Here is a 23,205-nt window from a genome sequence, read left to right as displayed (position 1 = left end):
TTACGCTACGGCTCGTAGCGTAACTCGGGACGGCGGTAGGGTCACGCCATGGCCCGCCCCCGCAGCACCGCCGCCGACGCGGCGATCCTCCTCGCCACCCGCGCCGCGCTGGTGGAGACGGGCTGGTCGGGGCTGACGATGGCCGAGGTCGCGGCCCGCGCCGGTGTGGCGAAGACCACGCTGTACCGGCGCTGGGGCAGCAAGAGCGACCTGGTCGTGGACGCCGTCGCCGTGCTCTTCGACGAGCTGGAGCTGCCGGACCGCGGCAGCCTCGCCGCCGACGTCGAGGGCGTCGTGCTCTCCTTCGCCGCCCTGCTGGCCCGGCCGGAGACGAAGACCTCGCTCATGGCGCTCGTCGCCGAGTCCACCACCGACCCCCGGCTGCGCGACCGCGTCCGCGGGGCGATCGTCGACCGGCAGAAGCGCCTGGTGCGGGAGGGCCGGGCCCGGGCACAGGCGCGCGGAGAACTGCCGCCCGACGGCCTCGACGCGGCCGAGAGCGCCCGCGTCGTCGACCTCGCCTTCGACGTCATCGCCGGCGCCGTGCTCCACCGCAGCCTGGTGAGCGCCGAACCGGTGGACCCCGCCTGGGCCGCCCGCTTCACCACCCTCCTCCTGCGCGGCCTGCCCGACCTCGCGTAGCCGCGCCGCGCGTCACCGGGCGCCCGCCCCGCCCGCCCCGCCCGCACGCGACCGCCGCCCCACGCGGCCCCCGCGCCCGCCCCGCACACGGTCCGGCGGCGGGCGCCCGGGCAGGCGTCCGGGCACGCGGCGGTCCCGCGCGGCCCCCGCCCCGCCCCGAGCCCGGCGCCGAACGGCCGCGCCGGCCGCCCGGAGCCGGAGCGAAAGGCCGTGCAATGGCGAACACCGGGGCGCGCGGGGGCCGGCGGGCGGAGGCGGGACGGGCCCGCGGGGCCGGTGGGCCCCGGCGGCCGCGGGCGTCGTCCGTGCCCCACCGACGGCGCCGCTCCACCACAAGCCTTCCGGCGAACCCACCCGGAGGAGAAGGTTCCGCGCGTGCTGAGAGCACGTCAGCGGACGATGTCCCGCCGGGCCCTGCGGCCGGTCGCCGCTCCCGCGTCCCCCCGCGCTGCCCTCGGACGTCAACAGGTTGCCGGTTCTTTGTAAAAAACCGGAGCGTGCCGGAACCTCGCGGCGCGAATGTGCGAACGAGCAGAGTCTCAGCCGCGGAAGCCATTCGCACTGGTTTCCGCCAGACCGTGGCCAACCCCCGCATGCCCCCCTCTTTCAGCATGCGTTCAACCCCCCAGAGGGCCCCGGTCTGCCACCTGAAGGAGTATGCGTTGAGACTCTCCAAGAAGCATGTCCTCGCCTGCGTCGCGGCGGCAGCGGTGCTGTCGGTGACCGGTCCGGTCACGGCCCAGGCCACGCCGTCCGCCGAGACCCCGCGCTACCAGCCGGAGATGGTCACGGCCCTCGCGACGTCGCTCGACGTCGAGGAGAAGGACGCCATCGCCCTGCTGGACGACCAGGCACAGCAGCAGGACACGCTGGCGACGCTGGAGAAGAAGGGTCTGGACACCGCGGGCGCCTTCTTCGACGAGCAGGGCGACCTGGTCGTCAACGTGGCCGACGCGGCCGCGAAGGCGCAGGTCGAGAAGGCCGGGCTCGACGGCCAGATACCCGAGCACGGCGACGACGTGCTCGAACGTGTCATGAACACGCTAAACAAGGCGGCGACCGACCGGGTGCCCTCGGGCGTCACCTCCTTCGGCGTGGACCTCGCCCACGACGCCGTCACCGTCGAGGTCCGCGACACCAGCGACCCGGCCACCCAGGCGTTCTTGAAGAAGGCCGAGAAGTTCGGCGACGCCGTGCGCACCGTGCGGACCGACGAGCAGCTCGCCCCGCAGACGACGGTCTACCCGGGCAGCAAGATGAACCCGAACAACAACCCCGGCTACTGCTCGGTGGGCTTCGGCGCCCGCGACCGCAGCGGCAACCAGTACCTGGTCAGCGCCGGGCACTGCATCGACCCGGGCACCGGGCTGTACTTCGACGGCAGCCGGTTCGCCGTCGGTGACCACACCCGCTTCAGGCTCGGCACCCGCAGCGTGGACATGGGCGTGGCGCGCGTGGACCGCGGCGACTCCATCGCCACCGCGGTCGGCACCTGGGGCAACAGCCAGCCCGTCGCGGTGCGCGGCGGCCAGCGCGCGAGCGTGGGCTCGACCGTCTGCAAGTCCGGCGCCACCACCGGCTGGACCTGCGGCAAGATCAGCTCCTACAACAAGACCGTCACCTACGTCGACCGCTCGGGCGGCCCCGACACCGTGGTGACCGGGCTCGGCTCCTCCTCGGTGTGCACCGAGGGCGGGGACAGCGGCGGTGCCTACATCTCCGGCAACCAGGCCCAGGGCATGACCTCGGGCGGCCCCCTCAACCAGCGGTGCAGCGGTAGCGTCTACGCTTCTGGCTCCTCGTACTTCCAGCCGCTGGACGACACCCTGCGGTACTACGGCCTCACCCTCAACACCAACTGATCAACACCTCCGGCGACAAGGGGGCGGTCCGCGCACGGCGCGGGCCGCCCCCCGCGGCGCGTTCCGCGGCCGGACCGCACGTCACGGAGGAGCCCATGACGTCCGAGCCCCACGACCGACAGGGGGACGCCCCCCGTCCGACGACGTTCGCGGACGCCTTCCGCGGCGCGCTGCGGGGGCGCGGCCTGACCCTGGAGCGGGTCTGCGACCACCTGGCGCTGCGCGGCATCAGCGTCAGCCCGGCGACGCTCAGCCACTGGCAGCGCGGCCGCAGCCTGCCCGAGCGGCCCCAGTCGCTGCGGGCGCTGCGGGAGCTGGAGGGCATACTCGGGCAGCCCGCCGGCGCGCTGACCTCCCTGGTGGGGGCCCAGCGCCCGCGCGTACGGGCCCCCGGCACCACCCAGGACCTGCGCGCCTCCCGGCGGCTGTACGGTGCCGACTCCCCGGTCGAGCAGTTGCTCGGCGACGCCTTCCAGCGCTTCAACGCGGACCTGCACGCGCTGTTCATCCACGACAGCATCCACCTCGACGCCCACCGCAGGCTGTGCCGGACGAGCGTGACGCAGGTGGTGCGCGCGGTGCGCGACGGGGCCGACCGGCTGACCGTGGCGCACTCCGTCGGGCAGAGCGTGCCGCCCGCGCTCCACGTGAGCTGCGGCGAACTCGGCGACGTCCGGTTCGACGGCGAGCGGCAGTACCTGATCGCCGAGATCCGCTTCGGCCGCCCGCTGGTCCGCAACGAGACGGCGATCGTCTCCTACACGCTGGACGGCGGCGAGGACGCCGGGGTCGAGCACTGCTACGAGCGCGGCACCCGGGTCAACCTGCGCGAGTACCTGCTGCACGTGCACTTCGACCCCGCGGCGCTGCCCGCGCGCAGCTACCGCTCCTACCGCGAGAACTTCCACACCGACACGCGGGAGACCCGACCCGTCCCGCTGGACGCCTCGCACTGCGCGCACCTGCTGCCGGCCAAGTGCCACATCGGCGTGCACGGCATCCTCTGGGAGTGGCCGGACCTGCCCCCGGCGTGGTGAGCCCCGCGGCCCGTGCACGCGGCCCCCACACGCGGCCCGCGCACGCGGCGGCGGCCGCGACGGTGCCCGTCGCGGCCGCCGGCGCCCGGTGTGCTCCCGCGCGGCTCAGAAGCCCGCGGGCTCGGTGTAGACGCCCCACTCGTCGCGCAGGGCGTCGCAGATCTCGCCGAGCGTGGCCTCGGCGCGCACCGCCTCCAGCATCGGCTCGATCATGTTGGCGTCGGAGCGGGCGGCGGCCAGCATGGCGTCCAGCGACGCGCGCACCCGGGCGTCGTCGCGCCCGGCCTTGCGGTCGGCCAGCACCCGCACCTGGTCGCGCTCCACCTCGTGGCTGACCCGCAGGATCTCCAGGTCACCGGTGACCGACCCGGTGTGACAGTTGACGCCGACGACCTTCTTGTCGTCCTTCTCCAGCGCGCGCTGGTACTGGAAGGCGGCCTCGGCGATCTCGCCGGTGAACCAGCCGTCCTCGATGCCGCGCAGGATGCCGGAGGTCATCGGGCCGATGGGGTGCTGCCCGTCGGGGTGGGCGCGCAGGCCGCGCTCCTTGATCTGGTCGAAGATCTTCTCGGCGTCCGCCTCGATGCGGTCGGTGAGCTGCTCGACGTACCAGGAGCCGCCGAGCGGGTCCGCGACGTTGGTGACCCCGGTCTCCTCCATGATCACCTGCTGCGTGCGCAGGGCGATCTCCGCGGCCTGCTCCGAGGGCAGCGCGAGCGTCTCGTCCAGCGCGTTCGTGTGCAGCGAGTTCGTGCCGCCGAGCACCGCGGACAGGGCCTCCAGCGCCGTGCGCACGACGTTGTTGTACGGCTGCTGGGCGGTCAGCGAGACGCCGGCCGTCTGCGTGTGGAAGCGCAGCCACTGCGCCTTCTCGCTGGTGGCCCCGTACACGTCCCGCATCCAGCGCGCCCAGATGCGGCGGGCCGCGCGGAACTTGGCGATCTCCTCGAAGAAGTCCAGGTGCGCGTCGAAGAAGAAGGACAGGCCGGGTGCGAACCGGTTGACGTCCAGCCCCCGGGAGAGGCCGAGCTCGACGTAGCCGAAGCCGTCGGCGAGGGTGTAGGCCAGCTCCTGGGCGGCCGTCGACCCGGCCTCGCGGATGTGGTAGCCGGAGACCGACAGCGGCTTGTAGGCCGGGATGCCCTGCGCGCAGTGCTCCATCAGGTCACCGATGAGGCGCAGGTGCGGCTCCGGCGGGAACAGCCACTCCTTCTGGGCGATGTACTCCTTGAAGATGTCCGTCTGGAGCGTGCCGTTGAGCACCGCCGGGTCCACGCCCTGGCGCTCCGCGGCGACCAGGTACATGCAGAAGACGGGCACGGCCGGACCGCTGATGGTCATGGACGTCGTCACGTCGCCCAGCGGGATGCCCCCGAAGAGGACCTCCATGTCGGCCGCCGAGTCGATCGCCACGCCGCAGTGGCCGACCTCGCCGAGCGAGCGCGGGTCGTCGGAGTCGCGGCCCATGAGCGTGGGCATGTCGAAGGCCACGGAGAGGCCGCCGCCGCCCGCCTCCAGGATCATCTTGTAGCGCTCGTTCGTCTGCTGGGCGTTGCCGAAGCCGGCGAACTGGCGGATCGTCCAGGTGCGGCCCCGGTAGCCGGTGGGGTGCAGCCCCCGGGTGTAGGGGTACTCCCCCGGCCAGCCGATGCGCTCGAACCCCTCGTAGGAGTCGCCCGGGCGGGGGCCGTAGACGGGATCGACCTCGTCTCCGCTGAGCGTGGTGAAGTCCGCGTCGCGCTTGCGAGCGGCGTCGTACCGGGCCTGCCACCGAAGGCGGCCCTCTGCGATGGCGTCAGCGTCCATACCCACGAATTTACTAGGACGTCCTACTATTTGGCCAGTGCTGGACGCCCCGAACTGGCACCGGTTCCCCGCGGCGCAGGTCAGCGGGCGGGTGACCCGGGAGCCGCGCGGCGCGGCGCGGCCCCCGTCCGGCTCCGGCAGGGCCGGTTCAGGCGTCGACCGGGGCCCGGGGCTCGTCGCTGTCCTCGGGCTCCACCAGCGGGGCGACCTCGCGGGCGACCTGCCGCTCGACGAAGAACGCGGCGAACGGGACGCACCCGGCCACCAGCACCCACAGCAGCTTGCCGAAGGGCCAGCGCGCCTTGGACCCCAGGTCGAAGGCGAAGATCACGTAGACGATGAAGAGCACGCCGTGGATCTGGGAGACCAGCATCGTGTCGCCGGTGTCGAAGCCGTACTTGGCGACGATGAAACCGGTGAACACCAGCAGCCACACCGCGGTGACGTAGGCCGTCACCCGGTAGCGGGTCAGCACCTTCTGCTTCACGGGGCCATTCCTCGAATCGGGGCATCGGGCAGCCCGCCGGCCGGGGTGCGGGGGTGGCCCCGGGCGGACTGCGGCGTCGTCCATCGAGCGTAACCGGAGCAGGGGCGGTGCCCGACGGTGCCCCTCCGCGCCGGGCGCGCCGCCGCCGGACTACTCCCGGAAGTCCCGCGCGGCCAGCCGCAGCGGACGCAGGAGGGCGAAGATCTCGGTGCACTCCTCGGCGTCGTAGGCGCTCAGGCCGAAGTCCATGGCCATCAGGTCGCGGGTGGCGGCGTCGCAGGTCTCGCGGCCCTTGTCGGTGATGGAGGCGAGGGTGCCGCGCCCGTCGTTGGGGTTGGGTCGGCGGGCGACGAGTCCGGCGCGCTGGAGCCGGTCGATGGTGTTGGTGACGGACGTGGGGTGCACCATGAGCCGCTCGCCGATCTTCGACATCGGCAGCTCGCCGCGCTGCGAGAAGGTCAGCAGCACCAGGGCCTCGTACCGGGCGAAGGTCAGCCCGTAGGGCTTGACGACCGCGTCCACCTCGGCGAGCAGGATCTGGTGCGCGCGCATGATCGAGGTGATCGCGGCCATCGCGGGTACCGAGCCCCAGCGCTGCTTCCACAGCTCGTCTGCTCGGGCGATCGGGTCGAAGGACAGGCTCAGCGGCTTGGACACGCCGTCGACCCTACCCGGCAGTCACATGCTGGTCAGCCACGTCTCACGAACCGGTCCGTCCCCGCCCGGGCGCACCGGCGGACGGCCGCCCGGTGTGCCGGATTCGCCGGGTGTGTGCCCCCGGGCTCGCCGGGCGCGCGCCACCGGGTGTGTGCCCCCGGGCCGGGCGGCCGGGCCCCGCGGCGCGCGCCGGCGGCGGCCCGGCGCACGGGCCGGGCCGGGCCGCGACGGCGCGCGCCGCGGGGCCGGGGCGTCAGGGCAGGTGCACCCACTTCGCGACCGACGGCGTGCCCTCCTCGTCGGTGACGAACAGCATGTACCAGCCCGGCGGGGTCAGGGAGCGGTCCTCCGGCACGGACAGCGTCACCTCGCCCGACCCGCGCTCCACGCCCAGCGCCACCGAGCGCTGCTCGACGTCGGTGACGTGCGTGACCGCGCTGGGCCGCATCAGCCGCGCCGTGGCGATGCGCGAGGCGTCCGGGGTGCGGAAGGTGGCCGCCGCGCCGCGCTCCAGGCGCTGTGGCCCCTCGCCGACCTCCGGCCGGTTCTCCGCGCGGCCGCCGTGCAGGTAGGGGGGCGTGTAGACCTCGATGCGCTTTTCGAAGACGCCGAGCTGGGTGTTGTCCTTGTCGGCGAACAGGGGGTCGGAGCCGAAGGTGGCCACCCGGCCGTCGGGCAGGAGCAGCGCCTCGGCGTGGTAGTTGCGGCCCACCTCGGGCGCGGCGGCCTCGGTGAACTCCTCGGCGGCCGGGTCGTAGATCTGGGCCGCGAGGATGTCGCTGTCGCCGCGGCCGCGGTAGTCGCGCGAGCCGCCGGTGGTGAAGACGGTGTCGTCGGGGAGGATGACGCTGTTGAGGTAGCGCGTCGGCTCGGGCAGGTCGGGGCCGTCGCGGTAGGCCGGGTTGTCCTCGGTGAGATCGACGATCGCGGTGCGCGCGGTGGACTTCGCGGACTCCCCCACGCCGCCGCCGCCGAGCACCATGACCTCCTGGTCCTGCGCGGGCGGCAGCAGCAGCGAGCTGGAGGTCTCCAGTTGGTCGGGGTCCTTGATGCCGCCGACCTCCTGGAAGGTGTTGGCGGACAGGTCCCAGATGCCGGGCACGCGCCCCTCGTCGGCCGGTCCGTAGCCGGCGTTGGAGCCGGAGTAGAACAGCTTGCCGCCCTGGAGGAGGAAGAGGGCGGGGTAGGTGGGGAAGTAGCGGTGGGGCGCGGTGGACCAGGACTTCGCCTCCGGGTCGTAGACCTCGTTGTCGCCCGGGAGTATCTCGCCCACCTCGTCCAGCCCGGAGACCGACAGCACGCGGCCGTCCGGGAGCGTCACCAGGGTCGGGTACCAGCGGGCCTCCGCCATGGGGTCGACGCGGACGTACTTCTCCGCGACCGGGTCGAACTCGAAGGAGTCGCGGATGCCCTGGAAGTCCTGCTTGTCGAGGTTGATCTTCTCGGCGAGCCCGTAGACGTTGTCGGCGTCCTTGCCCTTCAGGCCGACGACCCGGTACTGGGCGGGCTTGTCGGTGACGTACTCCGGGCCCTCGCGCTCGGCCTCCACGAACACCTGGGCCTCGCTGGCGGTGACGGTGACCTCGCCCGTCTCCGGGTCCTCGGTCTTCTGCGCGCGCGGGACGAGCACGGCGGCGGTGGAGCGGTACTCCTGGCCGTCCGGGGAGCGGAAGCGGGTGCCCTCGGGCAGCGTGCGCGGCCGGTCCGGGTCCTCGTTCCTGACCCGCATGGCGCCGCCGGCCTTCGTGACGTCCCCGTCCAGCACCTCGTAGCGGCCGGTGCCGCCGGCCACCAGCAGCCTTCCGTCGGCGAGCTGGGCGTGGCCGGCGCAGAAGAGGTCCTCGGGGGTGGGCACGCGCTGGAAGGTGTTGTCGGCCGGGTCCCACAGGATGGTGCTGAACGTCCCGGCGTCGAACTGCTCCTGCTTGTTGCCCGAGCCGGCGATCAGCAGCACCTTGCCGGTGCGCAGCAGCGCGGCGTGGATGGCGTTGGTCTGGAACTGGGAGGGGACGTCCATGATCTCCCAGGAGCCGTGGCGGGCCATGTAGGCCGGCCGGGACGTGCGGTAGTCGTGCAGCCGGTCCTGGGCGAAGGTGAGGGCGGCCGGGGCGTTGAGGCCGGCGAGCACGCAGGTCACGCCGGTGCCTATCAGGGTCTTCTTGAACTGCTTGCTGGGACGGTAGGGCATGGTCAGCTCCCACTGGCGCTGGACGTGGCGACGAGCGCGGGTTCACGCTCCTCGCGCGGTTTCGGACGCGGGCGCTTGGTGCGGTACTCGGACAGGCTCCACATCGCCACCGGCGCGAGCGCGATCAGCAGCGCCAGCACCGTCCAGGTGCGCATGGCGACGTGGGTGTGGCCCAGGGCGAAGGAGGCCAGGAACCCGCTGCCCAGCACCCCGCACCACAGGAGGTGGACGCGGAAGGTGCTGAGCCGGTCGGGGCTCGCGGTGGCGCCCTTGGGGGTGACGACGAAGCCGCAGCCGCGGCGCAGGACGGCGGCGACCACCGAGCGGGCGTAGATCGGGGCGCAGATGGCCGACATCGCCATGCCCGCCAGGCCACCGGAGCCCTCGGGCTCGTGCGGGGAGACGTTGTGCCGCCGGTTCCACAGGTACAGGCCGATCTGGAGCGCGGCGACGTCGCTGTAGAGCATCATCCACACCGCGGCGCTCACCTGCGTGCCGGAGGCGCCGAGCCACAGGAAGAGAGTGCAGCTCAGCGCGCCGAGCAGCCAGGTGACGGCGCTCATCGGGTAGTAGGCGAGCATGAGCGAGTAGTTGAGGAGCTTGCCCGGCGAGAAGCGGTGCGGGCCGCGCCAGTACTGCCGCAGGATCGTCTCGTACGTGCCGCGGGACCAGCGCGTCTGCTGGCTGAAGAAGTCCGTCCAGCACTCCGGGCCCTCCCCCACCGCGAGCACGTCGGGGGTGTAGACCGAGCGCCACAGCCGCCCGGTGCCGGGGTTGCGGGTGCGGTGCAGCTCGAACCCGGTGGCCATGTCCTCGGTGATGGAGTCGCGCAGGCCGCCGATCTGCAGCACGGCGCTGACCCGCACCGCGTTGTTGGTGCCCACGAACATGGGCCCGCCGTAGCGGTTCCCGGCGCGCTGGATGAGGGCGTGGAAGAGGAACTGCTGGCTCTCGGCGAACTTGGTGACGGTCTTGCGGTAGTTGCCGTACACCTGCGGCCCGACGACGAAGGCGACGTCGGGGTCGCGGAAGAAGCCCAGCATGCGCTCCAGGTAGTTCGGCAGCGGCACGTGGTCGGTGTCCACGGAGGCGAAGACGTCGTAGTCGCGCCCGTGCCGGGCCAGCCAGGCGTTGTAGTTGCCGTGCTTGGTCCGGGCGCGGTGGACGCCGGTGTCCCGGTTCCACTGGGGGACGCCGTGGCGGGTGAAGTGGCGCACCCCCAGCTCGGCGCAGAGCGCGCGGGCCGCGGCGTCGTCGCCCTCGTCCAGCAGCCACACGTCCAGCGGGCCGTCGTGGCGCAGCGCCACCGCGGCCCGGAGCGTGGCGCGGACCATCTCCAGCGGTTCCTTGCCCGGCACGTACGTGGTCAGGAAGGCGACGCGGGTGCCGGGTTCGGGCCGCACCGGCACGGGGTCGCGCGCGACCATCGTCGCGTGCGCGACGGAGAGGACGTTGACGAGCCGGAACAGCTCGATCAGCGCGATGCAGCCGAGCATCGCCCAGTCGGCGGCCACCAGGTAGCCGGGGGCGCCGGTGCGCTCGGTCCAGTGCGTGGGCCACACCAGCCACAGCAGCAGCACCGCCGAGAGGGCGGGCGCCGCCGTCATCAGCAACAGGGCGCGCACGCGGTGCGGTTCGGTCGACAGCAGGCTCCGGTAGCGCACCCGGTAGGGGCCCTGCTCCGGCTCGGTGAGCGGTCCGGCCAGACGGCTGTAGGCCTCGTAGTCATAGCCCTGCGGCCGCACGGGTCCCTCCACTGCACGTTCGACGGCACCGACATGTCCCAGCAGAAGGGACACCCGGTGCCGTGTCGAACGGGGCGGAGAGGGTGCGGCCGCGAGGTTTGGCGCGCGGGGCGGGTCCTCCGGGGCCGCGGACAGCGGCTTTGCGACCGCCGCCCGGGGCCGGTCAGCTCAGGTGGCGCTCGACGCTTTCCACCTTCCGGGCTAGTCCATCCGTGACCCCCTCACGGATGTCGGCCTTCAGGACGAGCGAGACCCGCGGCGCCCGCGCCTCCACGGCGGCCACGGCGCGGCGCACGACGTCCATGCACTCCTCCCACTCGCCCTCGATGGAGGTGAACATGGCGTCGGTGCGGTGGGGCAGGCCCGAGGCGCGCACCACCCGTACGGCGTCGGCGACGTACTCCCCCACCTCCTCGCCGACGCCGAGGGGGGTGACGGAGAAGGCCACGATCACGCGCTGACCTCACCTTCGCGCCGGGCGTCGGGGGCGGTCGCGCGCTCGCGCTCCTCGCGCCTGAGCACCCGCTCGCCGTAGAGGCCGCCGAAGGGCAGCACCGCGAGGACGAAGAAGAAGGCGACGCGCCCCACCGGCCACTTCGCCCGGTTCCACACGTCGAGCAGGAACACGGCGTAGAGCACGAACAGCACACCGTGCAGCATGCCGAGCGGCATCATCAGGAAGTCGACGTCGGAGATCCGGCTCAGCAGCGAGCCGAAGATCAGCAGCGCGGGGAAGGACAGGGCTTCGGGCAGGGACACCAGGCGCAGCCGGTGCATGGCCTGGGCGGTCTTGGCATCCACGGGTCGGGACCTCTTCCGGGAGACGGGGAGCTTGTGAAGCGATGCACAAGCGAGGTCCATTGTGGCACTCCCCCGCCCCGCCGCGGCCCCGGGGTGGGTCCGGCACGCGGCGCCACCCCCAAACGCCCCGGCCGGGCGGGCCCCGGCCGTCCCGTGCGCCGGGGCGCCGCGCGCTCCCCACCGGCCGCCGGGCAGCGCGCTGAGCGGTGCCGCGCGGGCCGGGACGACACCGCGACCGGCCGGGTGGCGGCCGGAATGCCGGGAGTGCCCGGAAGCGGGCCGGAGGGGCTCGGTAAAGTCGCTGCCATGGACACCGACAACGGTCCGCAGTGGCTCACCGAGGAGGAGCAGCGGGCCTGGCGCACTCACCTCGACGTCAGCCGGCTCCTGACGCACCGGCTGGAGCGGGACCTCCAGCCGTTCGGGCTGACGATCAACGACTACGAGATCCTCGTCAACCTCTCGGAGTCGGCGGACCGGCGCATGCGCATGAGCGACCTCGCCGGGGCGACGCTGCAGTCCAAGAGCAGGCTCTCGCACCAGATCACCCGGATGGAGAGCGCGGGCCTGGTGCGGCGCGAGCACTGCGACACGGACAAGCGCGGCCTGTACGCGGTGCTCACCGACCACGGCTGGCGCACCATGCTCGACGTCGCCCCGCACCACGTCGAGTCCGTGCGGCGGCACTTCATCGACCTGCTGGGGCCCGAGGCGCTCGCCGCGCTCCAGCGCGCGCTCGACCCCGTCGCGGCCCACCTCCGCTCCCGGCACGGGCGCCCGTAGGCCGCCCCGCGCGGCGCGCTCCCGGACGCCCGGGGCTCAGCCGTCGCGGGCGTCGTCGCGGGCGTCGTCGCGGGCGGCCTCGCGGGCGGCCTCGCGGGCGGCGGGCAGGCGGCAGACGAACGCCGCGCCGCCGAGGTCCGCCTCGGTGACGGTGAGCGTGCCGCCGTGGCGGGCGGCCACCTCGCGGGCGATGGCCAGCCCCAGCCCCGCCCCGCCCTCGTCGCGGGTGCGCGCGTCGTCCAGGCGCACGAACCGCTCGAAGACCCGCTCGCGCTGGTCCGGCGGCACCCCGGCGCCGTCGTCGGCGACCTCCAGCTCAACGAGGCCCGCCGCGTCGCCCACCGTGCGCACCGACACCCGCACCACGCGGGACGCGTGCCGCTGGGCGTTGTCGAGCAGGTTGCCCAGCACCCGCCCGAGCTGGCCCCGCGAGCCGGTGACCTCCACGTCCGCCAGCTCCCCGCGGGTGACGGGCACCCGGCCCGCGGGACGGCGCGCCAGCTCCTCGTGCACCAGCGCGGGCAGCGCGACGCGCGTGCGCTGGGGGTGCTCCCCGGCGTCGAGGCGGGCGAGGAGCAGCAGGTCGGCGGCGAGCGCCTGGAGGCGGACGGTGTCCTGCACGGCGCCGGCGACGTCCAGCAGCTCCGGGTGCGCCTCGCCGACCTCCAACTGGGTGCGCAGCGAGGCGATCGGGCTGCGCAGCTCGTGGGAGGCGTCGGCCACGAACCGGCGCTGCCGCTCCACCGCGCTCTCCAGCGCGGCCAGCGTCCCGTTCGTCGTACGGGCCAGGCGGCCGACCTCGTCCAGCACCGGCGGCTCGGGCACCCGGCGGCTCAGGTCGGCGGAGCGGGTGATCTCGTCCATGCCCCGCCGGATGCCCTCCACCGGGCGCAGGGCCCGCGCGGTGACGCCCGAGGTCGTCGCGGCGACGACGAGCAGCAGCAGCGGCGCGCCGATCAGCAGCGCGGTGCGCACGGTGGCCACCGCCTCCTGTTCGAGCGCCAGGGGCGCGCCCGCGTAGACGGTGAGCGGTTCGCCGCGCGGCGTCTCGACCTCGGCCACGGCGAAGCGGTAGTCACCCGTCTGGCCGTCCACCGTCGCGGTGCCCCCGGTGAACTCGACCTCGCCGTCCACCTGGCCGGGGCCCAGCGAGTTCCCGTCGCCGTCCCCGTCGCCCGCGTCGTCGTCCGCGTCGTCGTCGGCGTCGTCGTCGCCGTCGTCGTCGCTGTCGTCGCCGTCGTCGCCCGTCGTGGGCGGGGGGCGCGTCGGCTCGGTCCGGGGCGGCGGGACGGCGACGGGGTCGACGGACGCGCTGGGCGTGCCGCCGACCGCCTCCAGGCCCTCGCTCACCGCCCGCACCCGATCCTCCCCGTCCAGCACCTGCACCGGGCCGTCGGAGGACTCCACGTCCTTTGGCGAGACCCCGGTGGCGAGCTGCCCCGCGACGTCCAGGGCGTGCACCTCGGCCCGCAGCTCGACCTCGCCGATCAGGTTGTCCTCCAGCAGCCACAGCACGGCCGCGCCCGCCACGGCGAGGGCCAGGGCGACGACGGCGGTCGCGCCCAGGGTCGCCTTCGCCCGCACGGAGGCCAGCAGGCGGCGCGGCGCCGCGGCCCGGGCGTCACGCCCCACCGGGCACCAGCCGGTATCCGGCACCGCGCACGGTGGTGATGAGCCCGGGGCCGAGCTTGCGGCGCAGCGCGCTCACGTACACCTCCACGATGTTCGGGTCGCCGTCGTAGGCGAAGTCCCACACGTGCTCCAGGATCTCCGCCTTGGACGCGACCTCCCCGGCGCGCACCGCCAGGTGCTCCAGCACGGCGTACTCCTTCGCCGTCAGCGCGACCTCCGCACCGCCGCGCGCCACCCGGCGCGCGGCCCGGTCCACGGTGAGGTCACCCAGCCGGAGCACCGGGGCGGCGCCGGTGCCCCGGCGGCGCAGCAGGGCGCGGATGCGGGCGAGCAGGACGACGTAGGAGAACGGCTTGGTGAGGTAGTCGTCGGCGCCGGTGTCCAGACCCTCCGCCTCGTCGTACTCGCCGTCCTTCGCGGTGAGCATGAGGATCGGCGTCTCGTGCCCGGCGGCGCGCAGGGCCGCGCAGACGCGGTAGCCGTTCATACCGGGCAGCATGATGTCCAGCACCAGCAGGTCGTAGCCGCGCTCGGTGGCCAGGTGCAGCCCCTCGCGGCCGTCGTGCGCCACGTCGACGGCGAAGCCCTCGGCCGTCAGGCCCCGGGCGAGTGAGCGGGCGAGCCGACGCTCGTCCTCCACGATCAGCACGCGCATGCGGCAAGCCTGGCAGATGCTTCCTGAAGAGGTTTTCAGGTTCCTTCAGCGCGGCTTCAGCATGACCGGGGCACTGTCGTGGTCGTCGGGCCGGGGAGACGGTACCGCGGCCGGCGACCACGACAGGGGAGGACTCCATGAAGCGCAACCAGATCATCGCGACCCTCGCGGCGGCCGGGGTCGTCGCGGGCGGCGTCGTCACGGGCACGGCCCTGGCCGACGACGACCGGGACGGTTCCCGCCCGCTGCGGAGCGCCGCCGGCCAGGCACCGGCCGAGGGCGGAGCCCCGGCGGCCGCCCAGGGCGATACCGACGCCCGGCAGGCCGTCGAACGGGCCCTGGGCGAGGCACCGGGCCTGGCCACCGGCCTGGAGCTGGAGGAGGACGACCGGGTGTGGCAGGTCCGCGTCCTCGGGGCGGACGAGGACACCTGGCACGAGGTCGACGTGGCCCGCGCCGACGGCCGCGTCCTCGGTGTCGACCGGGACGACGACCGCGACGACGACGGCGACGGCCGCGACCCCGCAGAGGTGCGGCAGGCCCTGCGCGGCGCGGAGGTCGACCTCGCGAGCGCGGCCCGCATCGCGGCCGAGCTGGACCGGGGCCCGATCGAGGAGATCGAGCTGGCGGGCGCCTTCTGGTCGGTCGACCTCGACGGCGACGACGACGGCGGCGACGGCGACGGCGATATCCGCATCGACCGAACCGACGGCACGGTCTCCCCCGACCACACCGACGACCGCGACGACGCGGACGACCGCGACGACGACGCGGACCGGGACGACGAGGGGGCCCGGGACGACGACGCGGACGACGACCGGCGCGACGACGCGGACGACGACCACGACGACTCCACGGACGACGACCGGGACGACCGCGACGACGACTGATCGCACACCCGCCCCGGCCCGCGGCGGCACACCCGGCCCGGCGTCACCCCCGAGCGGGGCCGCCCGGGCCGGCGCCGGCTCCCGGGGCAGCCGCCCCGCGCCCGGACCGGTGCCCGTGCCGCAGCCGGTGCCGGGAGCGGTCGCCCGGTGCACGCCCCCACCGGCGTCGACACCCGCGACCGGAGCGCCGGAAACGGGCCGCCCAGCACAGGCCCCCGGAACCAGCGACACCAGGTGCCCTCGAAGGCACGCCCCGCGCCGGGGACGCCCGGGCACCCCGCCCGGAGCGGCGGGAACGCCCGGCGCCGTCCCGGGCCGGGGCCGCTCAGGCGCCCTCGGTGACCCCGGTGACCAGCTCGTCGGCGGCGGCGTAGGGGTCGAGGGAGCCGGTGACGATGCGCTCGGCCAGCGCGCCGAGCCGCCGGTCACCGCGCAGGTCGGCGATCCGCTCCCGCAGGGCGGTCACGGCGATGGTCTCGACCTCCCGGGCCGCCCTGCGGCGCCGCCGCTCCGCGAGCACGCCGCGCTCCTCCATCCAGGCGCGGTGCTTCTCCAGGGCCTCGACGACCTCGTCCACGCCCTCGCCCCGGGCCGCGACGGTCCGGACGATCGGCGGGCGCCAGTCCCCGGGGCCGCGCGCTTCGCCCAGGCCCAGCATGTGGTTGAGCTCCCGCGCGGTGGCGTCGGCCCCGTCCCGGTCGGCCTTGTTGACGACGTAGAGGTCGCCGATCTCCAGGATGCCGGCCTTGGCCGCCTGGATGCCGTCGCCCATGCCGGGAGCCAGCAGCACCACGGAGGTGTCGGCCTGCCCGGCGATGTCCACCTCGGACTGCCCGACGCCGACCGTCTCGACCAGGATGACCTCGCACCCGGCCGCGTCCAGGACGCGGATGGCCTGCGGTGCGGCCCACGCCAGCCCGCCGAGGTGGCCGCGGGTGGCCATGGAGCGGATGTAGACGCCCGGGTCGGAGGCGTGGTCGGACATCCGCACCCGGTCGCCGAGCAGCGCGCCGCCGGAGAAGGGCGAGGACGGGTCGACGGCCAGGACGCCGACCCGCTTGCCCGTCTTGCGGTAGGCGCTGACCAGCGCCGAGGTGGAGGTGGACTTGCCCACGCCGGGCGCGCCGGTGAGCCCGACGACGTAGGCGCCGCCGGTGAGCGGTGCGAGCGCGGCCATCACCTCGCGAAGCTGCGGGGACGCCCCCTCCACCAGTGAGATCAACCGGGCCACCGCCCGTGGCCGGCCCGCGCGGGCCTGCTCCACGAGCTGGGGGACGTCCACCGCCATGCGCCTCGCGCTCCTCGCTCCGTCGGCCGGTCGTTTCCTACCGTCCGGTTACTTGCCCGGCACCTTGATGATCAGCGCGTCGCCCTGCCCGCCGCCGCCGCACAGGGCCGCGGCGCCGGTGCCGCCACCGCGCCGCTTCAGCTCCAGGGCCAGGTGCAGCACGATACGGGCCCCGGACATGCCGATGGGGTGGCCCAGCGCGATGGCGCCGCCGTTGACGTTGACCTTCTCCGGGCCGACCTGGAGGTCCTTCATCGACTGGTGGGCGACGGCGGCGAAGGCCTCGTTGATCTCGATGAGGTCCAGGTCGGCGACGTCCAGGCCCTGCTTGCCCAGCGCGTGCGTGATCGCGTTGGCGGGCTGGGACTGCAGGGAGTTGTCGGGGCCCGCCACGTTGCCGTGGGCGCCGATCTCCGCGATCCACTCCAGGCCCAGCTCCTCGGCCTTGGCCTTGGACATCACCACGACGGCCGCCGCGCCGTCGGAGATCTGGGAGGCGGAGCCCGCGGTGATCGTCCCGTCCTTGGCGAACGCCGGACGCAGCTTGCCCAGCGACTCGGCCGTGGTCTCGCCGCGGATGCCCTCGTCCTGGCTGAAGACCACGGGCTCGCCCTTGCGCTGCGGGATCTCCACCGGGGTGATCTCGGCCTCGAAGAGACCGTTCTTCTGGGCGGCGGCGGCCCGCTGGTGCGAGGCGGCCGCGATCTCGTCCTGCACCGCGCGGTCGATGCCCAGCCGGGTGTTGTGCTTCTCGGTGGACTCGCCCATGGCGACGTTCTCGAAGGAGTCGGTCAGGCCGTCGTGGGCCATGGCGTCCAGCATCTCCACGGCCCCGTACTTGTAGCCCTCGCGGGACTTGGGCAGCAGGTGCGGCGCGTTGGTCATCGACTCCTGGCCGCCGGCCACGACGACGTCGAACTCGCCGGCGCGCACGAGCTGGTCGGCCAGTGCGATGGCGTCCAGGCCGGAGAGGCAGACCTTGTTGATCGTCAGCGCCGGGACGTTCATCGGGACGCCGGCCTTGACGGCGGCCTGCCGGGCCGGGATCTGGCCGGCGCCCGCCTGGAGCACCTGGCCCATGATCACGTACTGGACCTGGTCGCCGCCGATCCCCGCACGGTCGAGGGCCGCCTTGATCGCGAAGCCGCCCAGGTCGGCCCCGGAGAAGGACTTCAGCGAGCCGAGCAGGCGTCCCATGGGCGTACGGGCGCCCGCGACGATCACTGAGGTGGTGCCGGTCGTGCCAGTCATGCTGCGGCCCCTTCGGAGAAGGAAGTGAACGAGGGTTAATCGACAATGTACTGAGCGGTATGCGGCCGGGTCACCGGTCCGTCGGTGTGACCGTGCGCACGTTGCGTAACCACCTGCGAGGCGGTGTCCTGTTTCCATGCTGACGCGTATCGACCACATCGGGATCGCCTGCTTCGACCTGGACAAGACGGTGGAGTTCTACCGGGCCACGTACGGCTTCGAGGTCTTCCACACGGAGGTCAACGAGGAGCAGGGCGTCCGCGAGGCCATGCTGAGGATCAACGGGACGGACGACGGCGGGTCGTCCTACCTCCAGCTCCTGGAGCCGACCCGGGAGGACTCCGCGGTCGGCAAGTGGCTGGCGAAGAACGGCCAGGGGGTCCACCACATCGCCTTCGGCACCGCCGACGTCGACGGCGACGCGGCCGCCATCCGGGACAAGGGCGTGCGCGTCCTGTACGACGAGCCCCGCACCGGCTCCATGGGCTCGCGCATCACCTTCCTACACCCCAAGGACTGCCACGGCGTGCTCACCGAGCTGGTGACCTCCGCGGCCGCCCGGTAGCCGCACCGCCGGCCCCGCGCGCCGTGAGCCGGACCGCCCCGCACGCCCCCGCCCGCGGACCGGCCCGGTCACGGCGCGCGGGGCCACGCCGTGCGAGCGCTCGCGGGACGGCGCCGGAGAACCGGCGCGAGTCGGTAGAGTGGCGGGCGGCCCGTTCCGCGTCCCCCGGATGATCTGACACCATTTCTTCGGAGGTTCCCTACGGAACAGCCAGCTCACCTTACCGACCAGGGGACGGATGGGACCGCGCAGTGCGGGGCTACGACCGCTACGACGAGCCTGAGGACCACCTGTCGCGTTTCGAGGCCGAGATGGAACGGCTGCGGAAGGAACGGGACAAGGCGGTCGACCACGCCGACGACCTCGGCTACCAGGTCGAAGTGCTGCGCGCCAAGCTCCACGAGGCGCGCCGCACCCTCGCCACGCGCCCGGCCGGATACGACAACCTCGCCGGGCAGGCGGAGCAGCTCCTGCGCAACGCCCAGCTCCAGGCCGAGCAGTTGCGCGCGGACGCGGACCGGGAGCTGCGGGAGGCGCGGGCCCAGGCGCAGCGGTTGCACCAGGAGCAGGCGGAGGCCCAGTCCCGGCTGGAGGCCGACCTGCACGCGGAGGCGGTGCGGCGCCGCCAGCAGCTCGACCAGGAGCTGGCCGAGCGCCGGGCCACCGTCGAGTCGCACGTCAACGAGAACGTGGCGTGGGCGGAGCAACTGCGGGCCCGCAGCGAGGCGCAGGCGCGGCGGCTGGCCGAGGAGAGCCGCGCGGAGGCCGAGCAGACGCTGAACGCCGCCCGCGCGGAGGCGCAGCGGCTGGCCGAGCAGTCCCGGCACCGGCTCACGGAGGAGGCCCAGAGCGCCCGCGCCGAGGCGGAGGCGCTCGTGCGCCGCGCCCGGGCGGACGCCGAGCGGCTGCTGTCGGCGGCCTCCGCCCAGGCGGAGGAGGCCACCGAGCACGCCGACCGGCTGCGCAGCGCCACGGCCGCCGAGAGCGAGGCCGCGCGCCGGGAGGCGGCGGAGGCGGCGCGCCGGGCGCAGGAGCGCGTGCGGGAGGCCGACGAGGCCCTGCGCAGCGCCCGCGCCGAGGCGGACAAGCTGCTGGAGGGCGCCCGGGAGCAGGCGGCCAGGCAGCTCACGGACGCCGAGGCGCAGAACGAGCAGCGCACCCGGACGGCGAAGGCGCAGATCGCCCGGCTGGTGAGTGAGGCCACCGCGGAGGCGGAGGCGGTCAAGGCGGAGGCCGAGCAGCTCCGCGAGGACGCGCGGGCGGAGGCCGAACGCGCGCTGGCGGAGGCGAAGGAGACGGCGCGGGCGTCGGCCGCCGAGGAGTCGGCCGCGCAGCTCGCGGAGGCGGCGCGCAGCGCCGAGGAGATTCTCGGCAAGGCCTCGGCGGAGGCGCAGTCGACCACGAAGGCGGCGGCCGAGGAGGCCGACCGGCTGCGCCGGCAGGCCGAGGAGGAGGCCGACCGGCTGCGCGCGGAGGCGCACGACACCGCCGAGCAGTTGAAGGGCTCCGCGCAGGCCGACACCAAGGAGTACCGGGCCAAGACGGTCGAACTCCAGGAGGAGGCGCGGCGGCTGCGCGACGAGGCGGAGCACCTGCGCGCCGAGGCCGTCGAGGAGGGCGAGCGGCTGCGCGCCGAGGCCCGCAAGGACGCCGTCCAGCAGATCGAGCAGGCGGCGTCCAAGGTGGAGGAGCTGCTCAGCCAGGCGAAGTCGGACGCGGAGGAGACGCGCGGCGCGGCGGTGGCCGAGGGCGAGCGGGTCCGCACCGAGGCCATCGAGCGGGCCACCGCCCTGCGCCGGCAGGCCGACGAGCTGCTGGAGCGCGCCCGCGCCGACGCCGAGGAGCTGCGCGCGCACGCCGAGGAGCAGGCCGGGCAGACGCGCGCGGAGGCGGAGCGGGCCGGGCGCCGGGTGCGCGAGGAGGCCGAGGAGCAGGCGGCGCAGCAGACGGCCGAAGCGGCCGAGGAGGCGCGTCGGCGCACGGCGGAGGCCGAGGAGAAGCTGGCCGCCGCCGAGGAGGAGTTGACCCGGGCGCGCGCCGAGGCGGCGGAGTCGCGCGAGGAGGCCCGCGCGGAGGCGGAGCGGCTGCGCGCCGAGGCCGCCGAACGCGCCCGCGCGCTCCGGCAGCAGGCCGAGGAGGAGGCCGAACGACTCCGCGCGGAGGCGGCGTCCGACGCCGCGCGCTCCCGCGTCGAGGCCGAGGAGCTGGCGGTGCGGCTGCGCAGCGAGGCCGCGGCGGAGGCCGAGCGCCTGAGCGCGGAGGCGCGGGAGAAGGCCGACCGGGTGCGCGCGGACGCCGACGCGGCGGCCGAGCGGCTGGGCGCGGAGGCGGCCGAGGCGCTGGCCGCCGCGCGGGACGAGGCCACGCGGCGCCGCCGGGAGGCCGAGGAGCTGCTGGCGGACGCGCGCGAGGAGGCGCACCGCGAGCGGACCCAGGCGCGCGAGCAGGGCGAGGAGTTGCTCGCCTCCGCGCGACGCCGGGCGGAGGAGGCGGACGCCGAGGCCGAGCGCCTGGTGACGGAGGCCGAGCAGCGCGCCGGCGAACTCGTGGCGGCGGCCGAGGAGAAGGCCCGGCAGGTGCGCGAGACCGTCGCGGGGCTGCGGGAGCGGGCCGAGGAGGAGATCGCGGGACTGCGGTCGGCGGCCGAGCACGCCGCGCGCACGGTGCGCGAGGAGGCCGACGAGGAGGCCGCCACGGTGCGCCGGGACGCCGCCCGGGACGCCGAGGCGGTGCGCCGCGACGCGCGCGAGGAGACGGACGCCGCCAAGGCGCTGGCCGAGCGGACCGTGGGCGACGCGATCGCGGAGGCCGACCGGCTGCGCACGTCGGCGCAGGCGGACTACGAGCAGGCCCGCGCGGACGCGGACCGGGTGCGCGACGAGGCCCGCCAGGAGTCCTCCCGCAAGCTGACGGAGGCGGCCGAGCAGGCCGACCAGTTGGTGGCCGAGGCGCGCCAGGAGTCCGTCCGCACGGCGGCGGAGGCCGAGGAGCAGGCCGACACGCTGGTCGGCGCCGCCCGCCGGGAGGCCGATCGGCTGGTCACCGAGGCCCGCGCGGAGAGCGGCGAGCTGGTGGAGCGGGCCCGGGCGGACTCCGACACCATGCTGGAGGAGGCGCGCCGGGACGCGGGGGCCATCCGCGAGCGCACCGAGGAGCTGCGCACCCGGGTGGAGAGCGAGGTCGAGGAGCTGCACGAGCGGGCGCGCCGGGAGGCGGCCGAGGCGATGAAGTCGGCGGGCGAGCGCACCGACAAGCTGGTGAAGGCGGCCGAGGAGCAGTTGGCCGAGGCCCGCGAGGAGGCCGCGAAGCTGGTCTCGGACGCGGAGTCCGAGGCGAGCAAGGTGCGCGTCTCCGCGGTGCGCAAGGCCGAGGGGCTGCTGAAGGAGGCCGAGCAGAAGAAGGCGTCGGCGGACCGGGAGGCCGAGCGGCTGCGCGCGGAGGCCCGGGCCGAGGCCGAGCGGATCGTGGCCGAGGGCCGGCGCGAGCTGCAGACGCTGGTGCGCCGTCAGGAGAACATCAACGCCGAGATCTCGCGCGTCCAGGACGTGCTGGAGGCGCTGGAGTCCTTCGAGTCACCCGGTGGCGCGGGCGGCAAGGGCGGCGGGAAGGACGGCGAGGCCAAGGGCAAGGGCGGCGGGAAGGACGCCGGCGGCCGGGCGGGGGTCAAGGCCGGGGCCGGGGCCGGAAGCACTCGTTCGGGCGGAAAGCCGTCCCGCGGCTAGCTTCCGCTTAGGCCGCGCGGCTTCCCCCGAAAGCCACCCGAAAGAGCGCACATTGTTCCCAGCAAATCGCATGATTAGCCCATCCGCTCGATGACACGCCGAGTTGACCCCTAGGATTCCGTCTGACACCTCACCTCAGACCGGTCTCTTCGACAGGAACCCCATGAGCGACACTTCCTCCCCCTTCGGCTTCGAGCTCGTGCGGCGCGGCTACGACCGCGGGCAGGTGGACGACCGCATCTCCAAGCTCGTCGCCGACCGTGACAGCGCGCTGGCCCGCATCACCTCGCTGGAAAAGCGGATCGAGGAACTGCACCTCGAAACGCAGCACGCCCAGGCCCAGGTCAACGACGCGGAGCCCTCCTACGCCGGTCTCGGCGCCCGCGTCGAGAAGATCCTCCGCCTTGCCGAAGAAGAGGCGAAGGACCTGCGGGAAGAGGCCCGGCGGGCGGCCGAGCAGCACCGGGAGCTGGCCGAGAGCGCGGCCCAGCAGGTGCGTGACGACGCCGAGGCGTTCGCGGCCGACCGCAAGTCCAAGGCGGAGGACGAGGGCGTCCGCATCGTCGACAAGGCCAAGGGTGAGGCCGCGCAGCTCCGCTCCGACGCCGAGCGGGACGCGCAGTCCAAGCGGGAAGAGGCGGACGCGCTCTTCGAGGACACCCGGGCCAAGGCCGCGCAGGCCGCCGCCGACTTCGAGACGAACCTCGCCAAGCGCCGCGAGCAGTCCGAGCGCGACCTCGCCTCGCGGCAGGCGAAGGCCGAGAAGCGGCTGGCCGAGATCGAGCACCGCGCCGAGCAGCTCCGGCTGGAGGCCGAGAAGCTGCGCACGGACGCCGAGCGCCGCGCGCGCCAGACGGTGGAGACGGCGCAGCGCCAGGCCGAGGACATCGTCGCCGACGCCAACGCCAAGGCGGACCGGGTGCGCAGCGAGTCCGAGCGCGAGCTGGCCGCCCTCACCAACCGCCGCGACAGCATCAACGCCCAGCTCACCAACGTGCGCGAGATGCTGGCCACGCTCACCGGCGCGGCCGTCGCCGCCTCCGGCGGTCAGGCCGCCGACGAGGACGAGGGCACGGGCAAGAACGTCCCGGCGCAGCAGTCCCGCTGAGCCCCGGCGCGGGTGGCCGGCCACGCCGTCGGCGGCCGGTCCCGTGGCGGCCGGACGGTCCGCGTACCCCCGGTGTGGCGGGGGGC

General features: G+C 74.5%; 19 protein-coding genes. 8 read left to right on the top strand and 11 right to left on the bottom strand.

Features of this window, described 5'->3' with window-relative positions:
- Nucleotides 1-48 precede the first annotated feature (48 nt).
- From OSB71_RS00405 to OSB71_RS00395, 3 genes are all read left to right on the top strand, one after another.
- Complete coding sequence (locus OSB71_RS00405; RefSeq protein WP_265942860.1) at nucleotides 49-642, top strand: TetR/AcrR family transcriptional regulator; 594 nt, start codon at nucleotides 49-51, stop codon at nucleotides 640-642.
- Nucleotides 643-1,304: 662 nt separating this feature from the next.
- Nucleotides 1,305-2,504 carry a S1 family peptidase gene (locus tag OSB71_RS00400; RefSeq protein WP_265942858.1) on the top strand — a complete coding sequence of 400 codons (1,200 nt, stop codon included), beginning with the start codon at nucleotides 1,305-1,307 and terminating at the stop codon, nucleotides 2,502-2,504.
- A 95-nt stretch (nucleotides 2,505-2,599) separates the two neighbouring features.
- On the top strand, nucleotides 2,600-3,541 hold the full coding sequence (locus OSB71_RS00395) for an XRE family transcriptional regulator (protein WP_265942856.1): 942 nt from the start codon (nucleotides 2,600-2,602) through the stop codon (nucleotides 3,539-3,541).
- A gap of 105 nt (nucleotides 3,542-3,646) precedes the next feature.
- Here the strand turns inward: OSB71_RS00395 and icmA are convergent, their stop codons facing one another.
- The 7 genes from icmA to OSB71_RS00360 form a co-directional block, all read right to left on the bottom strand.
- Nucleotides 3,647-5,347 (bottom strand): coenzyme B12-dependent isobutyryl-CoA mutase large subunit, encoded by a 1,701-nt coding sequence (gene icmA / locus OSB71_RS00390; RefSeq protein ID WP_265942854.1) that lies wholly within the window; start codon nucleotides 5,345-5,347, stop codon nucleotides 3,647-3,649.
- 148 nt (nucleotides 5,348-5,495) lie between these two features.
- The gene (locus tag OSB71_RS00385; protein WP_265942852.1) at nucleotides 5,496-5,834 is read right to left on the bottom strand and encodes a DUF3817 domain-containing protein; all 339 of its coding nucleotides are present in this window, start codon (nucleotides 5,832-5,834) and stop codon (nucleotides 5,496-5,498) included.
- Nucleotides 5,835-5,984: 150 nt separating this feature from the next.
- On the bottom strand, nucleotides 5,985-6,491 hold the full coding sequence (locus OSB71_RS00380; RefSeq protein WP_265942850.1) for a MarR family winged helix-turn-helix transcriptional regulator: 507 nt from the start codon (nucleotides 6,489-6,491) through the stop codon (nucleotides 5,985-5,987).
- Nucleotides 6,492-6,744: 253 nt separating this feature from the next.
- Nucleotides 6,745-8,679 (bottom strand): radical copper oxidase GlxA, encoded by a 1,935-nt coding sequence (glxA, locus tag OSB71_RS00375; protein WP_265942847.1) that lies wholly within the window; start codon nucleotides 8,677-8,679, stop codon nucleotides 6,745-6,747.
- Nucleotides 8,680-8,681: 2 nt separating this feature from the next.
- Nucleotides 8,682-10,424 carry a glycosyltransferase family 2 protein gene (locus OSB71_RS00370; protein WP_265942845.1) on the bottom strand — a complete coding sequence of 581 codons (1,743 nt, stop codon included), beginning with the start codon at nucleotides 10,422-10,424 and terminating at the stop codon, nucleotides 8,682-8,684.
- A 163-nt stretch (nucleotides 10,425-10,587) separates the two neighbouring features.
- On the bottom strand, nucleotides 10,588-10,878 hold the full coding sequence (locus OSB71_RS00365) for an MTH1187 family thiamine-binding protein (RefSeq protein WP_265942843.1): 291 nt from the start codon (nucleotides 10,876-10,878) through the stop codon (nucleotides 10,588-10,590).
- The gene (locus OSB71_RS00360; protein ID WP_265942841.1) at nucleotides 10,875-11,225 is read right to left on the bottom strand and encodes a DUF3817 domain-containing protein; all 351 of its coding nucleotides are present in this window, start codon (nucleotides 11,223-11,225) and stop codon (nucleotides 10,875-10,877) included. Before OSB71_RS00360 ends, OSB71_RS00365 begins: the two co-directional genes overlap by 4 nt.
- A 306-nt stretch (nucleotides 11,226-11,531) precedes the next feature.
- Here OSB71_RS00360 and OSB71_RS00355 point away from each other — a divergent pair, with 306 nt between their 5' ends.
- Complete coding sequence (locus tag OSB71_RS00355; protein WP_265942839.1) at nucleotides 11,532-12,008, top strand: MarR family winged helix-turn-helix transcriptional regulator; 477 nt, start codon at nucleotides 11,532-11,534, stop codon at nucleotides 12,006-12,008.
- Nucleotides 12,009-12,044: 36 nt separating this feature from the next.
- Here the strand turns inward: OSB71_RS00355 and OSB71_RS00350 are convergent, their stop codons facing one another.
- Nucleotides 12,045-13,601: a sensor histidine kinase gene (locus OSB71_RS00350; protein WP_265943327.1), complete on the bottom strand. Its 1,557-nt coding sequence runs from the start codon at nucleotides 13,599-13,601 to the stop codon at nucleotides 12,045-12,047.
- A gap of 28 nt (nucleotides 13,602-13,629) precedes the next feature.
- A complete protein-coding gene (locus OSB71_RS00345; protein ID WP_265942837.1) occupies nucleotides 13,630-14,295 on the bottom strand; it encodes a response regulator transcription factor in 666 nt (221 codons plus the stop codon).
- Between the two features lie 137 nt (nucleotides 14,296-14,432).
- Between OSB71_RS00345 and OSB71_RS00340 the strand changes: the two genes are divergently transcribed.
- Complete coding sequence (locus OSB71_RS00340; protein ID WP_265942835.1) at nucleotides 14,433-15,185, top strand: PepSY domain-containing protein; 753 nt, start codon at nucleotides 14,433-14,435, stop codon at nucleotides 15,183-15,185.
- Between the two features lie 325 nt (nucleotides 15,186-15,510).
- Here OSB71_RS00340 and meaB read toward each other — a convergent pair whose 3' ends face one another.
- Together meaB and OSB71_RS00330 are read right to left on the bottom strand one after the other, a co-directional pair.
- The gene (meaB, locus tag OSB71_RS00335; protein ID WP_265942833.1) at nucleotides 15,511-16,473 is read right to left on the bottom strand and encodes a methylmalonyl Co-A mutase-associated GTPase MeaB; all 963 of its coding nucleotides are present in this window, start codon (nucleotides 16,471-16,473) and stop codon (nucleotides 15,511-15,513) included.
- Nucleotides 16,474-16,521: 48 nt separating this feature from the next.
- Nucleotides 16,522-17,724, bottom strand: coding sequence for an acetyl-CoA C-acetyltransferase (locus tag OSB71_RS00330; protein ID WP_265942831.1), 1,203 nt, complete (start codon nucleotides 17,722-17,724; stop codon nucleotides 16,522-16,524).
- Nucleotides 17,725-17,860: 136 nt separating this feature from the next.
- Here OSB71_RS00330 and mce point away from each other — a divergent pair, with 136 nt between their 5' ends.
- The 3 genes from mce (at nucleotide 17,861) to OSB71_RS00315 (ending at nucleotide 23,119) form a co-directional block, all read left to right on the top strand.
- Nucleotides 17,861-18,289 (top strand): methylmalonyl-CoA epimerase, encoded by a 429-nt coding sequence (gene mce, locus OSB71_RS00325; protein ID WP_265942829.1) that lies wholly within the window; start codon nucleotides 17,861-17,863, stop codon nucleotides 18,287-18,289.
- 251 nt (nucleotides 18,290-18,540) lie between these two features.
- Nucleotides 18,541-22,011, top strand: coding sequence for a polarized growth protein Scy (scy, locus tag OSB71_RS00320; RefSeq protein ID WP_265942827.1), 3,471 nt, complete (start codon nucleotides 18,541-18,543; stop codon nucleotides 22,009-22,011).
- Between the two features lie 163 nt (nucleotides 22,012-22,174).
- Complete coding sequence (locus OSB71_RS00315) at nucleotides 22,175-23,119, top strand: coiled-coil domain-containing protein (protein ID WP_265942825.1); 945 nt, start codon at nucleotides 22,175-22,177, stop codon at nucleotides 23,117-23,119.
- The last annotated feature ends 86 nt before the right edge of the window (nucleotides 23,120-23,205 follow it).

The organism is Streptomyces marinisediminis, from assembly GCF_026262575.1.
GTDB lineage: Bacteria > Actinomycetota > Actinomycetes > Streptomycetales > Streptomycetaceae > Streptomyces > Streptomyces marinisediminis.
Note: the sequence above shows the minus strand (reverse complement) of the source record. Positions and strands in the feature narration are given on the sequence as shown.